Here is a 25,129-nt window from a genome sequence, read left to right on the forward strand (position 1 = left end):
ATCAATCCCATCTGCATCTCCCAGGCATCGTTCAGACCCGGGGAGTGTGACATTCCAACTTTGCAGAAACAGGACACTTTAACTTTGCGGCTACATATTTAGATCGCATAAGGTATCTTATGGAACTGACCGGTGGATGATGGCACGCTGACCCGACCCGCTGAACTGACAAACACTCTTTGGAGTGCTGACTTGACGGAAAACTCCGCGCAACATCGCGACTGGTCGAATGAAAGTCACCCCATCGGCCGGCTACTCGCAGATGAACGCACCGATCCTCTGCCGCAGAGCGTAGTGCCGTTCTGCCTGCAGATCCTCGAAATCAATCAATCCAGCGCGAGCGGCGATACTGGACAGGGTAACGACTCGCGCGTCCTTACGAAGTTCTTCAGCGCTTGAAAGCTGAAACTGAGGGCGGCCGCTCGATCCTTGCTGTTGGAGCCGGGAACGGCCTTTCGGCACGTTGCGCCGAGCTCGGTGGAGCGGATCTTATCGTCGTCTACAATTCGGGTTATTACCGCGTCAATGGGCTGCCCAGCTTGGTCGGCGCAATCCCGGTGGGGGACGCCAATGAAATAATGCTGCGGCTCGGGCGCCAAGCCATCATGCCGAAAAAACGAACCATACCAGTAATCGCGGGCGTCTATGGCATAGATCCGACGCGTGACATCGACGACCTTCTCGATGAGGTCAAGGCAATCGGCTATTCCGGCGTCATCAATTTTCCGACACTCAGCCGGCACGAGAACAGCAATTATCGGATCGACCTGGAAAATGCCGGCCTCGGCTTTGCCTGCGAAGTGGATATGATGCGCAAGGCGCGGGAGCGCGACCTCGTTACCCTCGCCTACGTTTATAACCCCGAGGATGCGCGTGCGATGGCCGAAGCCGGCGTCGATGTGATCGTCGGCCATATGGGACTGACAATCGGCGGCGACATAGGTTCGAAGAGCGCCATCGGGATGGACGCCGCCATCACTCGTATCGGTGAGATCTTCGATGCAGCCCTGGGTACCGATCCCAATGTCATTCTGCTTTCACATGGCGGCCCGATTTCGACGGCCGAAGACGCGGAATATGTGAACGTACACTCCAAGGCCGTGGGCTTCGTGGCGGCCTCCAGCTTTGAGCGCATCCCTATCGAACTCGCGTTGAAAAAGGCCTGTGACGAATTCAAGTCAATCAAAATCGACTGAAAGCCCAGATATGGCGCAGTTCGTAGCAAGGAGATCAGCATGCCCGCCTTTTTCGTGCACGGCGTCCCCGAGACGCACCGGCTATGGGAGCCCGTCATCGAAAGGCTCAGCCGGAAAGACATCATTGCCGTCGACCTGCCGGGATTCTCGTCAGCTGTTCCCGATGGCTTCGATGCATCAAAGGAGGCTTATGTCGACTGGTTGATAACGCGCATTGAAACAGTCGGCGAGCCGGTCGATCTGGTGGCGCACGATTGGGGAGCGATCATGACCCTTCGCTTAGCGTCGCTACGGCCCGATTTGGTGCGGAGCTGGGCGGGCGGCGGCTGCGCGATCAATGCCGGCCATCCGTGGCATCCCTTGGCGAGGATCTGGCAGACTCCAGGCGAGGGCGAAGCGTACTTCGCCGACCTTGACCGTGCTGCGATGGCGACACGTCTGTTAGAGGACGGATCGTCATCGGCCGACGCCAATCGCATCGTCGCGGACGTGGACGGCCGGATGGGAGACTGTATCCTGCGGCTTTACCGCTCGGCGCTGAACGTCGGGCGTGAATGGCAGCCAGGCCTCGCCAACATAACCGCCCCGGCGCTAGTCATTCACGGTCGAAAGGATCGACCGGTTCCGCCGGAGATGGCGGAGGCACTGGCGGGCGACATCCGGGCGCGCGAGCTGGTACTGCTCGACGCGGGTCACTGGTATCCACTCCAGCGCCCCGATGAGATGGCGACGGCACTGAACACCTTCTGGAGCAGCTAATCGATCAGAGCACCCGAGCAGCAGCGAGAGGGTGACACGCAAGTCTTCCGCTGCCGCACGGCTGCTTCGAGCCGCGCCACATTGCTCCCTGTTCCGCTCGCTGTCATGTGCTTACGCGATCGAAACTTGGCAGGGCCGGGCGCCGCTTGGTTAGGGCATTATCTGATAACAAGGATGGGGCTTATTCCAGATACGAGCCGCCCCGCTCTCGAGGCCGGTTTTGAAGTGAGATAATATCCCTACCCATCATGCCTCCGGAGTATCCGCTTTCGAAATGACCGGCACTCGGCACTTGTATCTTTCGTTTCGAACCGGGCCGGATCTTCTACAAGTTCGGTGAATTGGTTGCCGACAGGTCGTTGCATAGGAAGCCAACCTAACCCTCGTGGAATCGACATGAACTTAGCCTCGGCCGACCGCCCCACTGCTACACTTGGTTACAGTTTTGACCCAACATTGAGAAACTTGTGCGACGCCCTCAAGGTAAGTTCCGTCAGTCGAAGCGGATCGATTAGCGCCAAGCGCCATGGCTTCGTTATTGATCTGAAACTTGAAAGGAAACCCTTATGGATGATTTCCGAGAGGACTACCTGAGCCGCTTGCAACCGGAGCGTCATAGCATTGTCCGAACTCTCCTAGCCGACGTCTTTCTTGTAGTCGCCGCTATCGGAACGGGCCTGACGCTGAACTTCTTGGTCGCCTGACTACACGTGAACCAAGAGCATTAGCTAACCGACGCGGTAGTGGACGAACGCATGAGCTGCAACGCGCCCCATCAGGTCACTGAAGATGTTCGCCAACTCTTTTCCCCGGCAATCTTGTAGATCGCTATTGTCGCTCTTCTTAGAGAATCGGGCAAGATTTTTGCATCTTCAGGCATGTCGCCTCGCCTTAATAAGAGGCATATTGCTATTCGAGAGGTTGCCAATCGAGCGCCGCACGAAGTTTCCGCTCTAGCCATTTTAAAAGATGGTAGGCAACCAATGCGACGGAGGGCGGTACACGCTGACGCTCGAGCAAAACTTTTACCTCCTGCACCCAGTCAACGCAAAAAACGAAGACAAGCCGAACGGCCCAATACTGCATTGCAATATACTCGCTTTGATTGAGAATGCACATTCCCGCTTGGTTCGGAAGTCTCTGCGAGCATAGGGCTCGCGGGCGCACTGTTGCGCATCAATATCATCACAATTATCGCTTATTTATTAGTGGATTAGGCGAGCCATCTGCGATAGCCCGCAAGCCATTTACGCGTTCGATGACGTTCAAACGCGACTACACGTTCACCTCTCATGATTGTGATTTAGGCGAAGGAGAAAAATGTAGTCGTGCCCTATTTTTCTCACTCATCGCTGCTCATCTCGCAAATGCGAAGTAACTCGCGTCCAGCAACGAGCCGGTGTGACGTCGCCATCAGCCGGCATGAACAAGGGTTTGAAAAATGGCAAATCTATCTAAAGGGATCTCGCATTTTCGAGGCTCGGTTTTCCCCGAGCACTCCGCACTCTATCGCAAACTGGCACGTGAGGGGCAGCAGCCACAGGCACTCATGATTTCTTGTGCCGACAGCCGCGTTATGCCCGAGACAATCACGCAGTCGGGTCCGGGTGAACTCTTCGTTTGCCGGAATGCCGGCAACATTGTGCCGCCATTCCAGACAGCCAATGGCGGCGTTTCCTCTGCTATCGAATATGCCGTTGTGGCGCTGGGCATCAGCGACGTCATCGTTTGCGGCCATTCAGACTGCGGGGCAATGAAAGGACTTTGCCATCCGGAGCTGCTTGGACCAATGCCGAACGTCGCGGCCTGGCTCAAACACAGCCACGCGGCATATTCCATCGTCTGCGAAGCCTATCCAACGAACCTCGGCGAGAAAGATCGCATCCGCGCTGTTGCAATGGAAAATGTCGTGGTGCAGCTCGATCACCTGCGCACCCATCCCTCGGTCGCAGCAAAGCTTGCCACCAATGAGGTCAGCCTGCACGGCTGGTTCTTTGACATCGAGACCGGAAGTGTCCTCGTCTATGACGGTGCCGCAAGCCGCTTTACCGAAATCGAAGATGGGAAACCTCTGCCCGTTGCTGTCTCTGGTCGCGGAGTAACTCAGGTTATTGAAGCCTTCAACACAATCGCAGCGGAGTAGATCAATGAAACCGATATCTTTTAATGACATCGCTGCTTCTATCGTCGTGTTTCTCGTCGCCATCCCGCTCTGCCTTGGCATCGCGATTGCCTCCGGCGTCCCGGTTGCTATGGGTCTCGTCTCAGGCATCGTCGGCGGGATCGTCGTCGGCACTCTGGCCGGCTCCCCGTTGCAGGTTTCCGGACCCGCTGCGGGCTTGGCCGTGATCGTCTTTGGTTTTGTGGAGCAATATGGCGTGTCAGCGCTGGGGCCTGTTCTTGTCGCTGCCGGAGCTTTGCAAGTTCTTGCGGGCTTCCTCAAGATCGGCTCATGGTTCCGCGCAATCTCTCCCGCCGTGGTTCACGGCATGCTGGCAGGCATCGGCATCCTGATCATCCTTGGTCAGACGCACGTGCTTATGGATGCCAGACCAGCTGCGGGAGGGATCGAAAATGTCGTAGCGATCACCGACAGCGTTGGTAACCTTTGGAGCAACGGCATCACCAACGAGGCGCTGGCGCTGATAGTTGGGCTTGCATCGCTCGTCGCAATGGTCGCTTGGGAGAAGTTTCGGCCAGCCTCGCTAAGACTTCTTCCCGGAGCTCTTATCGGCGTCGCCTTTGGAACAATCGTCACAGTTGTACTGAACCTGCCTATTGCTCGCGTCACACTTCCGGCATCGCTTGCAGAAGGAATTTCCACGCCGGCTGTCGCTGATTTTCTACGGCTGGCAGAGCCGGGCATTTTTGCCACCGTGTTGGTGATCGCAGTTATCGCCAGTGCAGAAACGCTTCTGTCAGCTGCTGCGGTCGACCGGATGCATGACGGGCCTCGTACGCGCTTCAACAAGGAGTTATTCGCGCAGGGCTTGGGCAACGGTATTTGCGGCATGCTGGGTGCTTTGCCGATAACAGGTGTTATCGTCCGCTCGTCGGCGAACATCCAGGCGGGAGCAAAGACGCGGGCGTCGGCGATCATGCACGGCGTCTGGGTGCTGGCGCTTGTTGCGCTTCTGCCCCAGCTCCTCGGCCTGGTACCGCTAACTGCGCTTGCAGCGGTTTTGCTGGTGACCGGCTGGCGTCTGATCAGCCTGCACCACGTGCGCCATCTCTTTGATCATCATGGTTGGCTTCCTGTGGCAATTTGGCTGGTCACGGTGACTTTGGTGGTAACTCAGGACCTCCTTGTTGGAGTCGGTCTCGGCTTCGCACTCTCCTTGATGGAAGTGCTGCCCTATCTGCGCAACAGGCTCCGGATCGACAGCGCGGAAGAAGGAGAAACCATTTCCGTTCGGCTTGGCGGCTCGGCAACGTGCAAGGATGTGCCGGCTCTGTTAACTGCTCTGGAAGGTTTACCGGCAAACCGCAACATCAGGCTTGCTGGACGAGATCTGGGCTACCTTGACCATACCTGCGCAGAAACGATAAGCGACTGGGTAAAGCGTGAAAGTCGGACAGGACGCCTGGTTGAGATCGTCGCCAATGTACGCGACGGGACGCATCCGCGGATCATCTCGATGTTCAGGCGCTATCAAAACGAGGCGCGCAACGCGGCCTAGCGCATGAAGAAGGTCGCAGTCACTTCGAATCGTTAAACCATCCCGATGGAATCGGGGTGGTGCCGATTTTGGCCTCAAGCAAAAGAACTACAGTCGTGCAGCGGCTTGCGAAGAGAAAGTCTCACGATCCTGCGGGCGCAGTTCCGGTATTGTCCACCATCATCAATGCTTATATTCGCGACATCTCCTGCACCAATTTTCTTTCCCCGGAGCCGACGTAACGGCGCATGAAGTTTACAAGATCAGCAATCTCGCCATCACTCAGAGATGCAAATGGCGGCATAGGAGCGGACCGCCCTGGCAACGCGGATGACTCGGTTCCATGAAGGATCACCTGAAGTAAGTTCGCAGCCGAAGGATCGTAAATCGTTCGCAGACGGAAAACGGCCCATTGCGCGCCCACCAAAGCGAGTAACCGAAGATCGCGTAATCTCCTCTCGGGCTTAGTCATATGCCACCCCTGCGATGAGCGTGGTAAACACCTTCGCAGCCTCATCACCGGAGCAATGTTCGCGGTTGACCGCACTTGTCAGAGCGTCGCCGGCCGCAACCAAGGCCACGCTTGCAATTGAAAGCGATGTGTCATCTAACCCCGAGTGAGGTCGCAGAACGTCCACGAACATCGCGATCACATTGTCTAAGAGTTCTTTGTAGACACTAGCCTTTTCCTCGCTTCCGACGAGTGCAGCCCCAACTGTATGAAACTCGTCCCCCTGATCGCTCCCGCAAGCAAGATAGGTTTGCGCCAACGCCGCGATCGTCTCCTTTGTTGTCAAATGACCCTCAGTCATAGCCGTCCGAAACGCAGTGATGCGCTCGGCGTCAATCCAGCGATAGAGTTCAATCAAAAGGCCCGTTCTGGTTTCGAAATGATCATAGGTGACTGGCTTCGAGACGCCTGCCCTCGCTGCCAAGTGACCCAATGTCAGTCTATCAGCGCCCTCCTCCCGGACGATCAAGCGGGCGATTTTCAGCAACTGCTCGCGCCGTTCAGTCTTTGAAAGACGTCCCGTAGTGCGATGATCGACCTTGACTTCTGTCATTTTCACCTGCATACCTACTTTTAGTAACCTACTATTAGTAGATATTGTTATCCTAAGGGTGCCTACGTGTCAAAACTTGTCGAGAGATCGCAAAAGCCAGTTTTGATTATTGGCGGCGCCGGCGAGGTCGGTCGCTGGGCTGCTCGGTTCCTGCGTGAGTTCCATCCGGACGTGCCGATCGTCATTGCGGGCCGCAACGACGAACGCGCGCGCCGGGCGGCGGATACTGTCGGCGGCGCGTCTCCGGTCGTGGTCGATCTTGCAGCTTCCGACCTGGGCCTCGGCGAACTCCGCCCCTCGGCCGTCGCAACCCTCTTCTCCGATGACACGGGGGCAGCCCTCCGATGGGCTCAGCGAAGACAGGCTGGGCACATAAGCATTTCGCCGGCCATTGGCGAACTAGGCCTGGACGTAGCGTCTTTCATACATTGGCCTTCGGCGGCGCCGGTCGTCCTTGGTACAGAGTGGCTGGTCGGTGCGACGAGCGTACCTTCCATTTTGTTTGGCCAGGAATTCGGCCATCTGGAAGAAGTTCGCATCGAAGCCGTCCTCGACGAAGAGGATGTGTTCGGACCGGCGGCAAATGCAGATCTTGAACGGCAGATCTATGCAGGTGCCATGGCTCTCATCCGAAAGGATGGAGCCTGGCGTTGGCTCAGCGGCGATGACACGGCGTCCAAGGTGCGCGCGGTTGACGGGACAGAACTGGACGCGAATGCCTTCTCGCCGAACGATGTCTTACTGTTGGCGAACGCAACGGGGGCACCTAACGTCCGATTTGATCTTGCCGTCGGGATGAGTTCGTCCCGTCGTAAAGGTGGCGCGGTATCGACTGAAATCATCATCAATCTTCGGGGCCAGGACCACGTAGGCAGACCCCTCAGCAAGCGGTATGCGATTGTTCATCCAGCTGGGCAGATGCCGTTGACCGGCCTGGGCGTCGCACTCGTTCTCGAACGTCTGGCTGGCCTCGCCACCGAAGCACCCCGACCAGGTCTCTATTTTCCTGCCCAGCTTATTGAACACTCGACTTACCTCGACCGGCTGCACGGCTCCGGCGGACGGGTCCTTGAACTGGAGCCACTCCCATAATGACGTCAACGGACGGATACCCGATATCCGTAGCTCCGAACACTTTGGCCAATGCCCAGGTGGCACCATTCCGTGACAGGCGGCGTCTGACTGGTCAGCTGCGCTTCACCAACATGCGTTGCGGACCGCTAAGGCAGGAGCAGGGAAAGGCGGTCTAACTGGCGAGCGGTTTCAAGTTGTGACGAAAGCTTCCGGGCTGAAGCAGTCACCAAGGCCGCCTGGGCAGTATTAACGATTGCCGGAGCGTCCTCCAGTCCTGTAGCCTTGTTGCGTCGCAATGTCCTGAAATTCGGTTGAAAGTGCTTTTCATGACGGAAACCGCAGCGAATTCGAGGATCATCGGGATAGACCTAACCCGTTCGATCGCTATTTTTTTTGCAATGCTCAGTCATGTCTGGGTCGTTACCGCAATGGATCAATTCTGGAGTGGCCCATCTGCAGACTTTCTGCGTGCGCTGATGGCGCTGGCGACGCCGACCTTCATTCTGCTTTTCGGCACGATGCTCGAGATCATCTACCGGCCCAAATTCCTTCAAGGTGAACAGGGGGCTGTTACTGCGCGGCTTGTTTCGCGTGCCGTCCAATGCTGGCTGCTATACTGCCTGTCGGTCGTGGTGCTGTACCTTGTCCCGGACGGATATTCGCTGAAATTCTCGATCGCGACCATGATGCTCCTCGGAGTTACACCATTCACCGACATCCTGAAATTCTATGCCGTCGTTCTTTTCCTCGCCCCAATCTTGTTGCTGTTGCGCACCAAAACCGGCCTGCTACCGCTTCTCTTGGCCGCAGTTGCGGTGCATCTAGTTCACCCGGCGCTTCGGGAGATGCCGAGCCCTATTGATTTCCAGATGAGCATGAACGCAGAAAGAGTAGCAACGTTCTTGTTCGGTATTGGCGACGGTAAGCTTGGCGGGCCATCGGTCCTTCATGGACTAAGCCTTATCATCGGAGGGATGGCGTTTGGAAGGCTTATCGCAGGCGACCGGGCCGCGTGTTCTGAAACAACGAGCGGTATTGCAAAAAGAGCGTCATTCCTGCTGGCCGCCTCAGCTCTGGCGGTCCCAATCGGTGCTTTCTTGAGCCGTGAGGGGCTGCTCGCGGAACTCGGCGACATGTCGCTGCGAATGGATAGCGATCCGCTTTATTTTGCTGCCGGGTTTTGCGGCGCTGTTTCTCTTACTTCCTTGGCCGTGCTCGCCACTCAAGGTTTGTCGGACAAGGGCCAAAAACCACTGGAAAAGCTCGTTTTTTTTGGGCGCAGCAGCCTCTTTACCTTCGCCTTTGGCAACATGATACTTTACGCGTGGCGTGATACGCCGGACACCCGTGGATCGGCCGCTCTGCAAGCCGTATTCATAAGCATGGTCATTATCGGCCTGAGTTACCTGTTCGATCGGGAAATGCGACACAGGGGAAGACTGTCCACCGTTGTCAGATCCCTTCAGGCGAAGATAACATCATTCGTGAAGATGCTGATAGCTTTGCGCATACCAAGCGCGGAACAGAGCTGATCTGTTAGAAATGTCGTGTTAACTGAGCGTGCGGGCCACGGACCGCAAGCGTCTTTAGCCTCGCGTTGTCCACGAAGACCAATATTGCCCCGCGCCGAAAAAGAGCTCCACGCGGAAAAATGATTGCAAGCCCCGACTAGCTTCGCGGACCCGGGACAGAGTGTTTGCGTTCGGCGTTCAGGTGTCGACCCTGAGTATCTGCGACTGGCGCCTCTCAAGCGGGACCCGATCGACGGCATTCCTGCGGATTGAACCCTTTGCGGCGGAACACAGCCGATTAAGTGCGCCCCTCCGCATGCATCAGGTCATATATCTACCGGCATCGACATGGATGGTCTGCCCCGTCAGATATTCGGTCTCTATGATCATCCGTGTTGCTGGCCAAAGCTCTTCAGCTCGTCCTAAGCGACCCAAAGGCAGTTTTTCGGTTGGACCGGCATCAATTGCACCGGCCATTCTGCTCTCGATCAGAGCAGGCGCGATGGCATTCGCCGTGATCCGGTGCGGGCGTAGAGCGCTGGCATAGGCGTGCATCAAGCTCTCCACTCCGCCTTTAGATGCAGCATAGGCGGCTGAAAGCCCCCCGCCGGTGCGGGCGGCGGCGGACGACATGAAAATAAGCCGGCCACCATCCCGCGTCATATGAGGCCACGCAGCCTGCGAGACTAAGAACGCACTCGTCAGGTTAGCATGGATCGTCCTTTGGAACAGCGCGAGATCAAGACGGTCGATTGGGCATACTTCGCCGATGCCAGCGTTGTTGATCACGCAATCAATGCGGCCGAAGTGGGCCAGCGTCTCTTTGATCAGACGTTGCACATCTTCCGCGATGCTGACATCCGCGCGAATGCCCACGCCGCCTTTCAGGCCAGATATCAGTTGCTCGAGCTCGTCGCTCTCAGACCGATAATTCGCCGCGATATAGTGACCTTCAGCCGCGGCAGCTTTTGCCAGCGCGGCACCAATGCCGCGGCCGGCGCCCGTGATTAGAATCACCTTGGCAAATGGGTTGTGGGAACGTTGCATGATCACCTACGACCTTTTTTCGGGGTTAATGAGGAGCTGATCGTAGACAGCCTACGGCTGGCTAGCCACATCATTCAGCGCTTCACTGATTGCACGAAGCATTTTCTTAAGGCGGACCTGGCGGCGTCGATGTCATGTCAGGTGATCCGGCCCTTGACGGCTACCAGGCGCAGCCAGCGGGTGCCTTCAAACCGACTATGGGGCGAAGATTGCAACAGCTGAAGATCTCACTGCGGCTGCTATTCCCATGGCCACGCGTCATCCGGATGTTCCTATAACGATTTCCACGAGATTGGGCTGGCCCGAAGTCAGACCTTTGCGAATAGCTGGCGCAATTTCGTCGGCGTATGTCACACGCTGCGATACCACGCCAAATGCTTTCGCGAGGGCCGCGAAGTCGATCGCCGGATCCGTCAACTCCATTCCTGCGATCGTTGAGTTGCCGCCTTTCTCGTATCCCTGGGCCACCGAATATCGCTTGAGAATATTGTACTCGGAATTATTCATGATCACGAACGTGACCGGGACACGCAACCTGGCCGCTGTCCAAAGGGCTTGAGGCGCATAAAGTGCAGAACCGTCTCCCAGAAGGGCGACGACGGGTGAGTAGTTCGTCCCGAGAGATACTCCCACCGCGGCTGGTAACCCCCATCCTAGAATTGCGCTTCGCATAAACAAGTAGCGGCGGACAGGAGTTTGCTCAAGGGACCCTCTAACGTGCATCATGGTGGCTGGCGCCTCATCCACCACGATGACATCCTGGCTCAGCGCCCCCAGCACTTCCCCTGCGGCGACGCGTGGGGAAATGGGCGTGTGGTGTCTTTCCTCCGCAATCCGCGCAGTCAGGGACGCTATCCGCTTCCTTCGTTCCACTACGGCAAATGCTCGAACGGCGTCTGCAGCCTGTTTATGATGCCGTGCCGCATCGACAAGAAGCGGAACCAGAGCCTTCAGCGATGCCGTCAGCTCGCCGACGCATGCAAGTTCCGTGGAATACGTTCGCCCGGCCTCGGAGCCATCATGGGTAAGCTGAAAGATCTTGCAGCTTTGGGGAACTGCCGGTCCGTCACTATAGAGGTAAGAAACGAATGGATTGTCGCCGACCACCAGTACGGCCTCCAGCTCTGACAACAGGACACGCATGTCTGCGGCGGTCGTTGGGAGGTTTCCTTTCCAAAGGGGATGGACCGCAGGAAAAGACATTCCACCCGGCCAAGAGGGGCCATAGACTGGGGCGCCAAGAATCTCAGCGAGTTCGACGAGTTGCGTAGTCGCGCCGTCGGCATCGACCTCGTCCGTGGCGATGACTGCTAGCTGACCCGGCTGGAAGACGGCCAAAGCTTTCGCCAGGTCTTCGAGCCCACCTGCAACAGCAGCGAGGTTTATTGTCGAGGGTGCTCCTGCAGCGGCTGATGTCTCACCGGTTAGAACGTCAATAGGCAGAGAAAGGAAGACAGGGCCAAGGGGCGGCGTCATCGTAGCTTGAAGCGCTCGCCTCGCAAGGGGGGCAATTTGATCGGGATGGAGAGCTTCCCTCGCCCACTTTACCGCCGGCTCAGCCATCCCGAGCGCGTCACCATAAAGTAGCGGGTCACTAAAACTGTGCCGCGTGTCTTGCTGACCCACGGTGACCAGCATGGGCGTCTTGGCGATTTTGGAGTGCAGCAGTGCTCCCATGGCATGCCCCAAACCGCCGGCCGTGTGAAGGTTGGCGACAGCGGGCCTCCGGCTGGCTTTGGCGTAGCCATCTGCCATTGCAACAACAGATGTTTCTTGGAGACCGAGAATGTATTGGACTTCCGGAAATTGCCGGAGCGCGTGCATGATCGGCATTTCGGTCGTTCCGGGGTTACCGAATATGTACTTAACGCCGGCGCCGCTGAGCACCCCTAAAAACAACTCGGATCCTGTGGTCATTCTATGTTCCTGGCTATCAAAAGCCGGGGTCCCGGCTGTATCCTTTCGGGGCGATGGCAACTGAGCGTACCCTGCACGTAGCTACTCGGGATGTGGTCATCAAGAGATCCTGAAAAGGGAGGGCTGGGGCTGTTCCACGAGGTTTCATAGATCCCATGAATTCAGCCAAACGCGATCTCGGTCGGCATCATCAAGCTGTCAGGGAATGATCATCGAACCAGCGTTAACACGCCCGTGCCGGGAAAATATGCCGCGAGCGGGGTGGCGCAACAAATGTATTCCTGACAACCTCCTTTCACGAAAGTCGGCCCCTTCGATCCGGTCCACAGCTTTCGCATGGCAAGCATATGACTGCTCTGTCGCAGGATTTTCCCGTGACGACGTAAAGCCCGCACCGCGATCACGACTGTCAGGGACAAGCCTAATCGAAACGGGACTTTTCAACCACCTGCGACAACCTTCCCCGCATTGTCTCTAGATGTGTCACCCCAAATCCTTCTCCGTATTTAAGCCCGTAGCCGAGCGCTCGGTCCAAGCCGATATGGGCTGCCCACACCAGCCCGAAATTCACCAGCAGAGTTTCATGCCCAACAATTCCCCCCGCGATCAATGCGAGCGGCGGGACGTACCAGTGAGCTGCGTTATAAAGTGCGGCACCAACTCTTTTGTTGGCGAGGTAGCCGATCATTGACAGGTCGGGGGCAACGATTACAGCGGCAAATAGCCACCAGGTCGCGTCGAGCTTCGCATAAAAAACCGTGGCGGCAACAAATACCCCTAGCCCCTCAAGGCGAAGAAGCGCTTTGGGTGCTCCAGTGACAGAACCTGTCATATCATCATCTCCATTGTGCGCATTGATAGCAGCGCCCTGTGACGTGCAAAATGAGACAATTTCTACTGCCTGCGATTCGTCTCTACTTGGAACGCCGATGAGCATCTCAGGCGGATTGACTCAAATTCCTGTCCATTTCGAGGGCAAGAAATCAAATGAGATCGGGTTATTGCGGCCCAACTGGCTTGAGACAGAGGCTGCGACCTTCGACAGTTTTGGAAGATCGACACCCGTCGACAAACCCAGACCCTCAAGCATATAGACGAGTTCCTCGGTCGCAACATTTCCCGTCGCTCCCTTGGCATAGGGACACCCCCCCAAGCCACCGACGGACGCGTCAAACGTGGTCACCCCCGCTTCAAGGCATGCAAGGATATTGGCAAGCGCCTGCCCGTAGGTGTTATGCTCGTGGAGAGCGATGGCTGTAATCGGCATTTCCTCGGCCACGGCCCGAACCATTTCGGCGGCGGCCTTTGGTGTTCCCGTCCCGATCGTGTCGCCAAGCGAGACCTCGTAGCAACCAAGATCATGGAGCCTTCGAGCGACAGAGACCACCGCATGAAGCGATACCCTGCCTTCATAGGGACAGCCGAGAACACAGGACACGTAGCCGCGCACGCGCATACCTGCTTCTCTGGCGCCTTCCAGAACCGGCGCAAAGCGACCGAAACTTTCCCCGATAGAGCAATTGATATTCTTCTGGGAAAAGCTCTCGGATGCAGAGGCGAAAATTGCGATCTCCTCCGTCCCCGCATCGCGCGCCGCCTCGAAACCCTTCATGTTCGGAACCAGCATCTGGAACGTCACGCCCTGACGCCGCCCGAGCGCCGTGAGAACCTCGGCTGAACCCGCCATCTGCGGCACCCATCTGGGTGAGACGAAGCTGCCGACCTCGATTGTCTTCAGTCCGGCGTCGATCAGACCTTCGATCAACTGCACCCGCTGGGCGACGCCAAGGGCGCGCGTCTCGTTCTGCAATCCGTCACGCGGACCGACTTCGACCAGGCGAACACTATCCATTCTTCTCTCCAATATTCCTGCTGTTCCTCACTTCGTCGCGCAGAAAGGCGCAAAACCTGGGGTCCGAGCCATAGGCAACGTTGACACGCATTGCAGGCCTCACCGGAACATCACGGTCGACATGGAAGACGGTCGCCGGTGCGACGAAAATATTGGCCTCCGCAGCACGACGACAGAAGGCGGCTTCATCGATGCCGACAGGAAGCGGAACCCACAGGTAGAAGCCCTGCGCTTTCGGCAGGGAGATGTCGAGGCCGACCTCGCCGAGCGCCTGAGCTGTGGCCTTTGCCCCCTCCTCGATCCAGCCGCGCAGTCGCCGCAGATTTTTCAGATACTGGCCGCTCTCGATCATCTCCAGCACCACCCGTTCGACATGTAGCGACGTGGCAACCATGGTGATCATCTTGAGATCGACCAGGCTGCGGATCGTGTCCGCAGCGCCTGCGATATAGCCGCAACGCAAGCTGGCCGACAGCGTCTTGGAAAACGAGCCGACATAGAGAACACGCTGCTGCTGGCCGAAGGCCGCCAGGCGCGGCAATGTCGGGGGGATCAGGTCGGCAAATATGTCATCCTCAACCAGCCGGAAATCATGCACTTCCGCCATCTGTAGCAGGCTGAATGCATGGGCGGGAGACAGCGTCCCGCCCGTCGGATTGTGCGCCTGGCTCTGCGTGAAAAAGAGCTTTGGATGATGCACCATCAGCTTCTGGCGCATATCGTCGAGGTCCGGCCCGTCCTCCAGCCGCCGGATGGGGATGACATTGGCCTTGGCAAGACGCAGCTTGGCAAAGAGCGGGTAGTAACCCGGGCTGTCAACGAAGACGGTATCACCCGGCTCCAGGAACTGACGAATGATGAGATCAAGGCCATGATTGACGCCGCTCGTGAGCATCACGCCATCCGCCTCGGCGGTTATGGAGCGCTCGGCAAGCGACATGCGAAGCCATTCGCGCAGCGGGCCAAGGCCCCAGCTGCTGCCGTAGCCGAAATCGACCTCGGCCGTTGCATTGCGGCTTGTGCGCAATATGCGGCGCATGTCTGCATCTTCCGTCCAGCTCGCTGGCGGACGACCGTCGCCCGGCCGCGTCTGGTAGTTCTGGTCAAGCTGCTCGCGTAACAGCGACATGATGCTCATCGCCTCGGTGACGTCGGGCTTGACCTTCGGCACGCCCGTTGGCCGGTTCTCGGAGACGTAATAACCAGAGCCCTGCCGCGAGAGAACGAGGCCACGCGCAACAAGTCGATCAAACGCCTCGGCCATGGTGTTCTTTGAAACGCCGAACTGCTCGGCGCCACCTCTGACGGACGGCAGCTTTTGCCCCGGCCGGTAAATTCCGGAGGCAATCTGCGAACTCAGATGTGCAACGACCTTATCGACGCGCGTCAATTGTCCCGCTCTTTATTTGGGACAGTGCCCCGAATATTTCAGACAACTGTCCCTTGAATCTCACGGTCATTTTAGGACAGTTTGCGGCGACTGCAAGCAGGCATTCATTGGTTTGGGAGAGAGCCATGACAAAAAAGACCGCCACGTCGCGTATCGAGAACATGCGCAATCTGTCTCCGGCGGAACGACTGGCGCAAGTGGCAGCGGCGACTTCACTCGATGAAGCCGCACGCGCTGTCCTCGGCTCGACAGATGCGTTGCCGGTTTCGCTCGCCAACGGGATGATCGAAAATGTCATCGGCACATTCCAGCTGCCGCTCGGCGTCGCCACAAATTTCCTGGTCAACGGAAAAGACTATCTTGTTCCGATGGCTGTTGAAGAGCCCTCCGTTGTGGCCGCGGCTTCTTATATGGCACGCATCGTGCGCGGGTGCGGTGGGTTCCAGACATCATCGACGGCGCCGATCATGCGCGCCCAGGTTCAGGTCCTTGGCACGTCCGATCCGTTCGGCGCCCGCCTGGCGATCCTTGCGGCACGTGACGAGATCATCGCCGCAGCCAATGGGAAGGACCCGGTCCTTGTGAAATTCGGTGGTGGATGCCGCGATATCGAAGTCCATGTTTTTCCGTCGACCTCTCGCGGCGCCATGGTCGTGCTGCATCTGCTCGTGGACGTACGTGACGCCATGGGAGCCAACACCGTCAATACAATGGCGGAGACGATCGCACCGATCGTCGAGCGGATAACCGGCGGCGAAGTCCGGCTTCGCATCCTGTCCAATCTCGCGGACCTGCGGCTTGCGCGTGCGCGTATCGAGGTGACCGAAGAGGCTTTGGCGACAAAGGAGTATTCCGGCCTCCGGATGATGGAGGGTATCGTTGATGCCTACGAGTTCGCGGCGGTGGATCCCTACCGTGCCGCGACACACAACAAAGGCATCATGAACGGCATCGATCCAGTCGTCGTCGCAACCGGCAACGACTGGCGGGCGATCGAAGCTGGAGCCCACGCCTATGCCGCGCGTTCGGGACGCTACACCTCTTTAACGACTTGGGAGATCAGCGCGAAAAGAACGCTTGTCGGCACGATCGAAATGCCGATGGCGCTTGGGCTTGTGGGCGGTGCGACCAAAACGCATCCCGCCGCACAAGCGGCGCTTCAGGTCCTCAATGTCGAAACCGCCGTCGAACTGGCCGAAGTCACCGTGGCCGTCGGTCTAGCGCAGAACATGGCCGCGCTGAGAGCGCTGGCCACCGAGGGCATTCAACGCGGCCACATGGCGTTGCATGCACGGAACATCGCCATAGGCGCAGGCGCCGAAGGCGATGAGATCGATGCGGTCGCGCGCCAGCTTGCGGCAGACCATGATGTGCGCACGACCAGGGCGGAGGAGATCCTGGCCGAATTGCGCGCGTAGGAGCTAATTGGGGCCGGCATACGAGGAGCGTTGCCGGCCTGTCACATCTGGGAGGACATGATGACAGAACCAGCCACGTTGCGGGACGCAACCGCGCAGGGACAGCTAGCCGAGATATGGGGGGACGTGGTGTCTCGTCCACAACTCGGCAAGGCCATGACTATCGGCGCTATCCTAAGCGTTGCCGTCTACTTCGTCGCCCTGCACACCATCGCGCCGCTGGCCGCCACCCCGGCGGTCGGCAAGGCGCTTGCCATGCTGGCCGGGATCGTCGGTTCCGTCGGGAGCGGAGCCATATGCGCCCGGATGTTTCCGCCAAAACGCGTGGTATCGGAGCATGTTGCCGGTGCAAGCGCCTGGCAGGCGGAAGTGCTTGAGCAACTAGAACAGGAGAGCGGCCCGATCGGCAAGGTGCGTGATCTTCCGCCTGCGGTGGTCGAGGAGATGCGGCAGGTCGGCCTATACGAGGTCTTCCAGACCTTTGAGCAAGGCCGCCGCTCTGGAAAGAAGGAGGCTTGAACATGGAGGGTCTGCTATATGAAATAATCCTCGCCGTTGGTCTCGGCCTTCTTGGGGCCATCCTGTTTTCCGCCATAGGGCTGATTTCCGGAACAGACGAAACGACGACGATTGCCCCGGTTACGCTGCTTGTCGTCCTGCTTGGCGCTCCGCCGGCAGCGGTATTTACCTTCTGGATGTGCGCTGCCATTTCCAAGCATATGACGCATGCCGTTCCGACTGCGCTTCTTGGCATCCCTGGAGACACGATGGCATTGCCCCTGCTCCAGCAGGCAACGGCACTTCGCAATCTGGGCGCACCGCACGTGGCCTTGCGCAAGATGCTGGCCGGGTCGGTAATCTCCGCCTTTATCGCCGTACCGCTTGCTGTTCTCTTCGCCGTGATCCTCGCGCCGTTCGGCACCTACATCACTGCGTCAGCTCCCTGGCTTTTTGTCTGCGCAGCGATCATCATCGCTTATTTCTCCGCCGGTCGCTGGGCATCGGTGATTGCACTCGTACCTTTCACGCTGATGATCGTTGCTCTTCAGGGCTTTACGGCCGCCAACAACGTCAAGCTCGGTGTCAGTTACTTTCTTGGCATCGCCGTTGGACCGCTGGTTGCCGAACTTGTCTCGGCGGTCTCTCCCCTCGAGAAGAAACGTATGAACCGTAGCGAACTACGTCAGACCACACTGGCTCCGGACGTCAGAAGCTGGGGCGGCTATTTTCCTAATCCCTTTCGTGTTCTCGACCGTAGCCAAGTTACGACAACAGCTGCTGCCGCCGCCGTGACGAGCGCGACTTTTGTCTTCAGTCCCGTTGCCGTAACAGTTATCGCCGGCGAGATTGTCGGCGCGCGCATCAAGCACGCCTACCACCGCTTGACCTCGGTTCTCGCGGTTCGCAATGGGGTCACGGAATCAACCTACATTGCCGAGGCGCTTATCCCGCTGATCGCTTTCGGTCTGCCCCTCAGCCCGGTTGCCGCCGGGCCTGCCGCACCTCTGTTTAACGCGCCGCCGCGTTTTACCGTCGACACAGCAACCGGTGCTGTCAACAACCTGCATACGATGATGTCAGTGCCGGAGTTTCTTGTCTGGGGTCTGCTTTCCGTCGGGATCGCCACTGCCATTGCCTATCCGTTCGCCATGAACCATGCGCGCAGCGCTGCCGCTTTCGTGGCCAGATATATTAGCCACGAAGCGATCATCGCGACGTTTGTGGGCTTGGTGCTGGTTATCGGCCTCTGGGAAGGTGGAATTCTCGCCCTTCTCGTCATTGTGACGGTGGGCCTTGTTGGAGGCATTCTTTACCGTGTGCTGGGCATGAACACCGGCGTCCAGTTTATGGGCTACTACGCGGCCATCCTGAGCGTGCCGGCGATCATGAAGCTCATCGGTTGATCGCTAAGTCTCTGTTTCAACTTCGTTTCAAGAGAATAGGGAAAAGACCATGAACAGATTGCTGTGTGGCTTGGTTTTGACTGCGGCATTTGCGTTCATGAATGGTGTCGCGAATGCAGGAAACGAAACCGGCGAGCTTCCCGCACTCAAAATTCCGGACAGGTTGAAAAGCGCAGTGCCGTTGCCGATGGCGGAAGCCGATCTGCCTTCCGTTGTGGCGCGAGAATATTTCAAAGTCTCCGAGAAGGCGCTGCAACTCGAATGCCCAACGTTCGACAAGCAGGGAGACCTGATCTTTTGCGAGGTGTTTGGTGGAACCGTGTTTCGCCTGACGCCAGACAAGAAACTTTCAAGCGTAGTGCCGGATCCCGAACTTCGGCCAGCGGGACTGGCCGTCCACAAGAGTGGCCGAATTTACATGGCGGAGCTCGGCGACTTCGCGTCACGGGGTTCGGTGATAAGCATGGCGCCGGATGGCACCGACCTTCAGCAGCTTGTGTCTCGCGAAATGGGTTTCTTGCCCGATGACCTCGTCTTCGACCGCGACGGCGGCTTCTACTACACCGACTTTAAGGGTGGGTCGAGTACGCCGACCGGCGGCGTGTACTATGTCGCCCCGCAGGGCGGCAAGCCGGTCCTCGTTGTACCAAATCTCAGAATAGCGAATGGAGTCGGTCTTAGTCCGGACGGGAAGACTCTCTGGGTGACAGAACTGGCCGGGGGGCAGCTGCACAAGATTTCATTGTCAGACCCAACGACGACAGCGCCTTTTGGATCGTCGGTGGTTTACAGTTTTGTAGGCGGAGGACCGGATTCGCTCCGGATCGACGCCGACGGCAACATATATGTCGCGATCTACGGCCAAGGCCGGATCATGGTGTTCAACCCCGCAGGTTTCCCGATAGGGCAGTATCTTCTGCCGGGTCGGGATGAGGGGCATAACCTGCGCTCCACCTCGATGGTCATTCGTCCTGGCACCGATGAATTGCTGATTCTTACCAATGACTGGGACAAAGGACAGGGCTCCCGTATCTTCGTGGCACGTGCACTGGCCCAAGCGGCGCCGTGAGCGTGTTTCCTTCCGGCTTCTCGCACAATCCGACGTATTGCTCCGGATCCGGCACTGGTAGCTCATCTTCTCTGCGATAGCAGATTAAAGGATTAGGCATGTTTTCTGGCGGTTTTGGCATGGTCTTTCGCCGACGAGACGGCATTTTGATCGCTGCGGCCATCGGTAGAATTCGAGGTGCCCGCACGAAAAAAAGTACGGACACAAGGTCAATACATGGACTGGACGCAGGGCTATTTTACCGAACTAGGATACACTTTTGGATACTATCGGGAGTTGAGCCCCGCGATGCTGCGCCTTGCCTGCCTGTGCCGGGGCGTTGAAACCGGGTTTGGGGATGCTCCGAACTATCTGGAGCTCGGCTCCGGGCAGGGCGTGTCTCTCAATATTCATGCAGCAGGCTCCAGCGGGTCATACTGGGGATGCGACTTCAATCCGGCTCAAACTGTGGAAGCGCGCAAGCTCGCTGAAGCCTCTGGGGCCGACGTTCAGATTTCCGATGATTCTTTTGAAGAGTTTGCGGCTGGAAGCGACCTTCCGCAGTTTGACATCATCGCGCTGCATGGTGTCTGGAGTTGGGTCTCAGCGGCGAACAGAGCGATGATCAAACAGATCATCAGAAAACGACTTCGCCCGGGCGGCATCGTGTATGTGAGTTACAACTGTTTGCCCGGCTGGGCGCCTATTGTTCCGATCCGACACCTGATGTCTTTATATAAGCGTCAAAGTGGGGACATGTCCGGACCTACCCAGCTCATTGAAGAGGCGCTCCGGTTCACCAAGGAAATCGCTGATGCGGGATCGATGTTCTTCAGGCAGAACCCGTTCGCGGGACATCATTTCGGCCAGCTGGTTCGGCAAGATCCCAACTACATTGCCCACGAATATTTGAATGCCGATTGGCATGTCGATCATTTCTCTGATGTCGCAGAGAGCCTTGCGGAAGCAAAGCTGACATTTGTCGGTTCGGCTCGGCTGCTTGATGACATCGACTCCTTGCAATTAAGCCCGGAAGGGCAAGCCCATATTGCCAAATTCAACACTCCCCTCATGCGCGAAACGGTGCGTGACCATTTGGTGAATCGCCGTTTCCGTAGCGATATCTTTGTGAAAGGTCCGCGAAAACTCTCCAATATCGAACAAAGAGAGGCATGGTATTCTCAGACCTTCTTGCTCTCCATCCCAGCCGACGAGATTCCAAAGAAAATTCCATCCGGACAAGGCGAGGTAGAGCTGCCCGCAGAGCTGTATGATCCCGTTATCGAAGTATTGGGCAACGACCTCGGTCAGATTAAGCGCGTCCGGGAGCTTGCGAAACATCCGAAGCTCGGCGGGATAGATTTTCACCAACTTGTCGAGAGCCTTGTTGTGTTGACAGGTGCTGGCTTCCTTCAGCCTGCGCAAGAGCCGACAGATACAGCGCTCGATCAATGCCGCGCGCTCAACCATTACATCGTTAAACAGGCGCGCGTTAGCATGGATTTGCACCATCTCGTTTCTCCTGTGACGGGATGCGCAATAGGCGTGTCACAAATAACCCAGTTGTTCATATTGGCGCTCGATGACGGCTTAAAAAATGCAGACGAACTGGCGACCCACGTCTGGGACTTCTTGGAGGAGGTTGGCGAACGCCTAGTGAAGCAGGGGAAGAAAATCGAATCTGATAGCGAGAATATCGCCGAGCTCAGAAAAATGGCTGAACGGTTCCTGAAAATTGAATTACCGACCCTGCAAAGCCTGCGCATTCTCGAAGGCCGAGTGTCGACCGGAAAAACTGCCACAGTGTGACTTGCGTGCTCGACCAAAACCAACCAAGAGCGGCTGGTTGTCAGTGACGGGATCTCCGCAACTGACAACCAGATTTCGGCGGTTCACATTGGGCTTGTTCTACTTCCACCTGAGCGCAATTCGGATTATGCGGATCGAACGGTGCGGCTGGCGTACTCGTTGTGGAGGCGCTGTTGGTTCAAAGCATCCTGTTTGGGCGCCACTCCAAAAGTTCGTGAATATTCTCGGCTGAATTGGGATGCACTCTCGTAGCCGACTTTGTAGGCTGCCTCCGTGACATTCGCAGCTTGTGTCGCCATAAGCCGGCGTGCTTCCAGCAAGCGAAGCTGTTTTTGAAATTGAAGCGGTGTCATCGACGTCAGCGCCTTGAAATGCTGGTGGAACGACGACGGGCTCATCCGCGCAATATCAGCCAGTTCTTCCACCCGCAGTGTCTCTGCAAAATTCGTATGCAGGACTGATACGGCTCTGACGACGCGCTCAATGTTCGACTCTGGCAAAGCCAACTTGCAGATTTCGCCACCATGTGGCCCGCTCAGCAACCAATAGCAGATCTCCCGGACGATCGAAGGGGCCAATACAGGAATTGCTTTGGGCGTAGCCAGGAGCCGCACGAGGCGAAGGATGCAGTCAGCCAAGGGCTGATCGACCTTTGCAACGAACGCGCATGGACCTGATTCATCCGTTTGCGGTGGGAGCGATTCTAACTGTTCGAGGACTTCCCTTACGGTCGCCACATCAAAGTCAATCATCACGCCAACGTAAGGCGCCTCGTCACTAGCCTCGACGATCCGGCCAGTCGCTGGTACCCCGACACTAACAACGAGGCACTCCATCGTTCCGTACCGCAGCAGCTCCTCTCCAAGCTGCAATTCTTTGCCGCCCTCAACGACGACGCAGAGCGACGGTCGGTAAATATTGCGCATTGGCATCATCGACTGGTACGAGCGGACGATGTTGAAGCCTTCAATGGCTGTCGGGAACAGGCCCTGCCCGCCGCCCTGGTCTTCGATGTAGGCCGTTACGGCCGAGAGCAATGGGATATTCAAGCGTGGCTCCGGTTGTTTCAAGGGCCACGGCAATATGTGACTCCTCGCCGGCATCATCGCCTCTTCTGCAGGAATAGGCAAGTTTCTTGAAGGTTCGGGCATTCTGGTCATTGGACACTCCGTCTAGCTTAAGGGTGCAACCAAGCGAGGAGTGACCTCAAGATGACAGAATTCGCCGCCCGGTCAATAGACCCATCAACGACACGAGCGCCGACTGCTACCTCCAGCGGCGCGTACGTGAAAGGCCTGCGCATGGCCGCCATATGCATCGTGCTTCTGCTGATCAACGCCTTCTCGCAGATCGATCGGATACTGCCGTTCATTCTGGCGGAGAAGATCAAGACGGACCTGTCGCTCAGCGACACTCAGATGGGCCTGCTCACCGGCCTCGCGTTTGCGGTCTGCTACGCACTTCTCTCATTGCCGCTTGCCCGTGCAGCAGATCGGGGATCGCCGCGGCTCGTGCTGGTGTCATGTGTCCTGATCTGGAGCGTTATGACGGCGCTCGGCGGTTTTGCCGGCAGCTTCGTGTTCCTGGCGCTCACACGCTTCGGCGTCGCATTCGGGGAGGCAGGTGCCGTCCCGGCGGGCCACGCTCTGATCGCCCGCAAGATCAGCCCCGAGCGGCGCGGACTTGCGATCGGATTGTTCGCAATGGGCATTCCGCTCGGCACGATGGTAGGGTTTGCGGCGGGCGGCGCCATTGCGGATATCTTCGGTTGGCGTGTCGTGTTGATGGGGGCAGGCGCGATAGGTGTCGTGATTGGCCTGCTGACGATCCTGGTTATGGGTCCGACACCGCGCCTACAGGGTATGAGGAGCCACGAAGAGCCGTTCCTGCGGACAAGCCTTGACCTGCTGTCATCTCCCGCTTTCCGCTGGTTGTTTCTGGGGACGATCTTCCTCGGCTTTGCCGGTGCACCTTTCTACGCATTTTCCATCCCCTTTCTGATCCGCACTTACGGCTTCACCGCCACTGAGGTCGGAATGACCTTTGGGATGCTCCAGGGATTGATGGGGATTATCGGGACTTTAGGCGGCGGACGATGGTTTGATCATGCCGTCCGCTCCGGAACCGGCAGGGTCCTTGGACCGCCTGCCGTACTCTTTCTCGTCGCCAGTGTAACGACGACGGCTGCGCTGTTTGCTCCGGGCGGCTGGATTTCGATTTTGCTGTTCGTGCCGGGAATGCTGTCATTCTCATTCATGTTGCCATGGGGCTTCGGTGCCGCCCACCTCGTCGCCGGACCGGGCCGGCAGGCCCAGGCATCAAGTCTGGTGATGATTGGAAGCGGTCTCATCGGACCGGCACTTGGACCCTTGTTCGTCGGCATGGTCAGTGACGCCGCAAACACGGCCAACATTGCAAACGGCCTCGCGCTCGGCCTGTTGATCGTGCCTTTGGCGAGCGTTTTGTCGGGCTTTGCCCTGCTCGTCGCAAACCGCCGCGTCGGCGCGTTCCTCCGCCAGAACTAAGTTTCTAACGCAGCTTTCGGAACACATCTGCAGCTTCTCCCAACTCATAAGGAGCCAATACTTTGTCCGACACCGACAACTCCCGCCGCACATTCCTGGCTCTCGCAGCCGCTCTTCCCTCAGCTCTCGCCATGACTGGCGTGGCGTCGGCCCAGACGTCCGGCGCCGGCACGGCACCGAATGAGAAGCGTGGGGCGGTCGTCACTGGGTCTTCCCGCGGTATTGGCGCAGCCACTGCCCGACGTCTGGCGCGGGACGGGTTCGCGGTGACTGTGAACTACCTGACGAACCGGGATCTTGCTGAAGCCGTGGTCCGCGAAATCGAGGCGGCCGGCGGCCGTGCCATCGTTCGCCAGGGGGACGTCGCAGATCCGGCCGCGGTCAAAGCCTTGTTTGACGCCAACGACGAGGCTTTCGGTGGCGTGGACGTGGTGATCAACAATGCAGGAATCATGAATGTTGGTCCGTTCGCTCAAATGACCGACGAGGCGTTTGACCGAATGATGGCCACCAATGTCAAGGGGAGCTTCAATGTCCTGCGCGAGGCGTCACGACGCGTTCGCGATGGTGGCCGTATCATCAGCCTGAGCTCCAGCATCATCAAGATGAGCCCTCCCGCCACGGCGGCCTACGCTGCAACCAAGGCGGCGCAGGAGATCTACTCCAGCGTTCTTGCCAAGGAATTGGGCGGACGCAACATTTCTGTCAACGCGATTTCGCCAGGTGCTGTCGATACCCAACTTCTGCGCCAGCACGGGGAAGAAGCGCTTCGCGGCATACCGGAGGCAACCCCGCTTCGTCGCTTGGGCCAGCCCGAAGACATCGCCAATATCATAGGTCTTCTATGCTCGCGGGACGGAGCGTGGATCGATGGCCAAAACATCTTCGCAAATGGCGGCATCGCCTGATCTGTGCGCGACGACGCTTTCATACGCCGAAGCCGTTCGGCACCAGAT

At 57.8% G+C, this 25,129-nt stretch carries 21 protein-coding genes; 14 read left to right on the forward strand and 7 right to left on the reverse strand.

Features of this window, described 5'->3' with window-relative positions:
• Positions 1-192 precede the first annotated feature (192 nt).
• From F3H58_RS27295 to F3H58_RS19995, 5 genes are all read left to right on the forward strand, one after another.
• Positions 193-399, forward strand: coding sequence for a hypothetical protein (locus F3H58_RS27295; protein WP_188128995.1), 207 nt, complete (start codon positions 193-195; stop codon positions 397-399).
• Positions 396-1,196, forward strand: a complete 801-nt coding sequence (locus F3H58_RS19980; protein WP_149743458.1) for a phosphoenolpyruvate hydrolase family protein — start codon at positions 396-398, stop codon at positions 1,194-1,196. Before F3H58_RS27295 ends, F3H58_RS19980 begins: the two co-directional genes overlap by 4 nt.
• A gap of 39 nt (positions 1,197-1,235) precedes the next feature.
• Positions 1,236-1,955: an alpha/beta fold hydrolase gene (locus tag F3H58_RS19985; protein ID WP_149743459.1), complete on the forward strand. Its 720-nt coding sequence runs from the start codon at positions 1,236-1,238 to the stop codon at positions 1,953-1,955.
• Between the two features lie 1,441 nt (positions 1,956-3,396).
• On the forward strand, positions 3,397-4,098 hold the full coding sequence (locus F3H58_RS19990) for a carbonic anhydrase (protein ID WP_149743460.1): 702 nt from the start codon (positions 3,397-3,399) through the stop codon (positions 4,096-4,098).
• Positions 4,099-4,102: 4 nt separating this feature from the next.
• Positions 4,103-5,635 (forward strand): SulP family inorganic anion transporter, encoded by a 1,533-nt coding sequence (locus tag F3H58_RS19995; RefSeq protein ID WP_149743461.1) that lies wholly within the window; start codon positions 4,103-4,105, stop codon positions 5,633-5,635.
• Positions 5,636-6,078: 443 nt separating this feature from the next.
• Here F3H58_RS19995 and F3H58_RS20000 read toward each other — a convergent pair whose 3' ends face one another.
• Positions 6,079-6,678 (reverse strand): TetR/AcrR family transcriptional regulator, encoded by a 600-nt coding sequence (locus tag F3H58_RS20000; RefSeq protein WP_286169834.1) that lies wholly within the window; start codon positions 6,676-6,678, stop codon positions 6,079-6,081.
• 66 nt (positions 6,679-6,744) lie between these two features.
• Between F3H58_RS20000 and F3H58_RS20005 the strand changes: the two genes are divergently transcribed.
• Entirely contained in the window at positions 6,745-7,770 is a 1,026-nt protein-coding gene (locus F3H58_RS20005; protein ID WP_149743463.1) for an NAD(P)-dependent oxidoreductase, read from the forward strand.
• Between the two features lie 308 nt (positions 7,771-8,078).
• Positions 8,079-9,284, forward strand: coding sequence for an OpgC domain-containing protein (gene opgC, locus F3H58_RS20010; RefSeq protein ID WP_149743464.1), 1,206 nt, complete (start codon positions 8,079-8,081; stop codon positions 9,282-9,284).
• Positions 9,285-9,584: 300 nt separating this feature from the next.
• On the opposite strand, the gene F3H58_RS20015 is transcribed toward opgC, so the two are convergent.
• The 5 genes from F3H58_RS20015 to F3H58_RS20035 form a co-directional block, all read right to left on the reverse strand.
• Positions 9,585-10,310, reverse strand: a complete 726-nt coding sequence (locus F3H58_RS20015; protein WP_149743465.1) for an SDR family NAD(P)-dependent oxidoreductase — start codon at positions 10,308-10,310, stop codon at positions 9,585-9,587.
• 258 nt (positions 10,311-10,568) lie between these two features.
• Positions 10,569-12,227: a thiamine pyrophosphate-binding protein gene (locus F3H58_RS20020; RefSeq protein ID WP_149743466.1), complete on the reverse strand. Its 1,659-nt coding sequence runs from the start codon at positions 12,225-12,227 to the stop codon at positions 10,569-10,571.
• Between the two features lie 421 nt (positions 12,228-12,648).
• Positions 12,649-13,059, reverse strand: coding sequence for a DUF4260 domain-containing protein (locus F3H58_RS20025; protein WP_149743467.1), 411 nt, complete (start codon positions 13,057-13,059; stop codon positions 12,649-12,651).
• Positions 13,060-13,179: 120 nt separating this feature from the next.
• Entirely contained in the window at positions 13,180-14,079 is a 900-nt protein-coding gene (locus F3H58_RS20030; protein WP_149743468.1) for a hydroxymethylglutaryl-CoA lyase, read from the reverse strand.
• Positions 14,072-15,469, reverse strand: a complete 1,398-nt coding sequence (locus tag F3H58_RS20035; RefSeq protein ID WP_149743469.1) for an aminotransferase-like domain-containing protein — start codon at positions 15,467-15,469, stop codon at positions 14,072-14,074. The genes F3H58_RS20030 and F3H58_RS20035 overlap by 8 nt, the downstream gene beginning before the upstream one ends.
• Positions 15,470-15,594: 125 nt before the next feature.
• Between F3H58_RS20035 and F3H58_RS20040 the strand changes: the two genes are divergently transcribed.
• From F3H58_RS20040 to F3H58_RS20060, 5 genes are all read left to right on the forward strand, one after another.
• Positions 15,595-16,887 carry a hydroxymethylglutaryl-CoA reductase, degradative gene (locus F3H58_RS20040; protein WP_149743470.1) on the forward strand — a complete coding sequence of 431 codons (1,293 nt, stop codon included), beginning with the start codon at positions 15,595-15,597 and terminating at the stop codon, positions 16,885-16,887.
• Positions 16,888-16,947: 60 nt separating this feature from the next.
• A complete protein-coding gene (locus F3H58_RS20045) occupies positions 16,948-17,406 on the forward strand; it encodes a hypothetical protein (protein ID WP_149743471.1) in 459 nt (152 codons plus the stop codon).
• 2 nt (positions 17,407-17,408) lie between these two features.
• Entirely contained in the window at positions 17,409-18,791 is a 1,383-nt protein-coding gene (locus tag F3H58_RS20050; protein WP_149743472.1) for a tripartite tricarboxylate transporter permease, read from the forward strand.
• A 49-nt stretch (positions 18,792-18,840) separates the two neighbouring features.
• Positions 18,841-19,860, forward strand: coding sequence for an SMP-30/gluconolactonase/LRE family protein (locus F3H58_RS20055; RefSeq protein WP_210246922.1), 1,020 nt, complete (start codon positions 18,841-18,843; stop codon positions 19,858-19,860).
• 216 nt (positions 19,861-20,076) lie between these two features.
• Positions 20,077-21,648, forward strand: coding sequence for a methyltransferase regulatory domain-containing protein (locus F3H58_RS20060; protein WP_149743473.1), 1,572 nt, complete (start codon positions 20,077-20,079; stop codon positions 21,646-21,648).
• Positions 21,649-21,773: 125 nt separating this feature from the next.
• On the opposite strand, the gene F3H58_RS20065 is transcribed toward F3H58_RS20060, so the two are convergent.
• Positions 21,774-22,697, reverse strand: a complete 924-nt coding sequence (locus F3H58_RS20065; protein ID WP_188129004.1) for an AraC family transcriptional regulator — start codon at positions 22,695-22,697, stop codon at positions 21,774-21,776.
• A 162-nt stretch (positions 22,698-22,859) separates the two neighbouring features.
• Between F3H58_RS20065 and F3H58_RS20070 the strand changes: the two genes are divergently transcribed.
• A complete protein-coding gene (locus F3H58_RS20070) occupies positions 22,860-24,173 on the forward strand; it encodes an MFS transporter (protein ID WP_149743474.1) in 1,314 nt (437 codons plus the stop codon).
• Positions 24,174-24,235: 62 nt separating this feature from the next.
• On the forward strand, positions 24,236-25,081 hold the full coding sequence (locus F3H58_RS20075; RefSeq protein ID WP_149743475.1) for an SDR family oxidoreductase: 846 nt from the start codon (positions 24,236-24,238) through the stop codon (positions 25,079-25,081).
• Positions 25,082-25,129: the final 48 nt, after the last annotated feature.

The organism is Rhizobium sp. NFACC06-2, from assembly GCF_900101425.1.
Lineage (GTDB): Bacteria > Pseudomonadota > Alphaproteobacteria > Rhizobiales > Rhizobiaceae > Agrobacterium > Agrobacterium leguminum.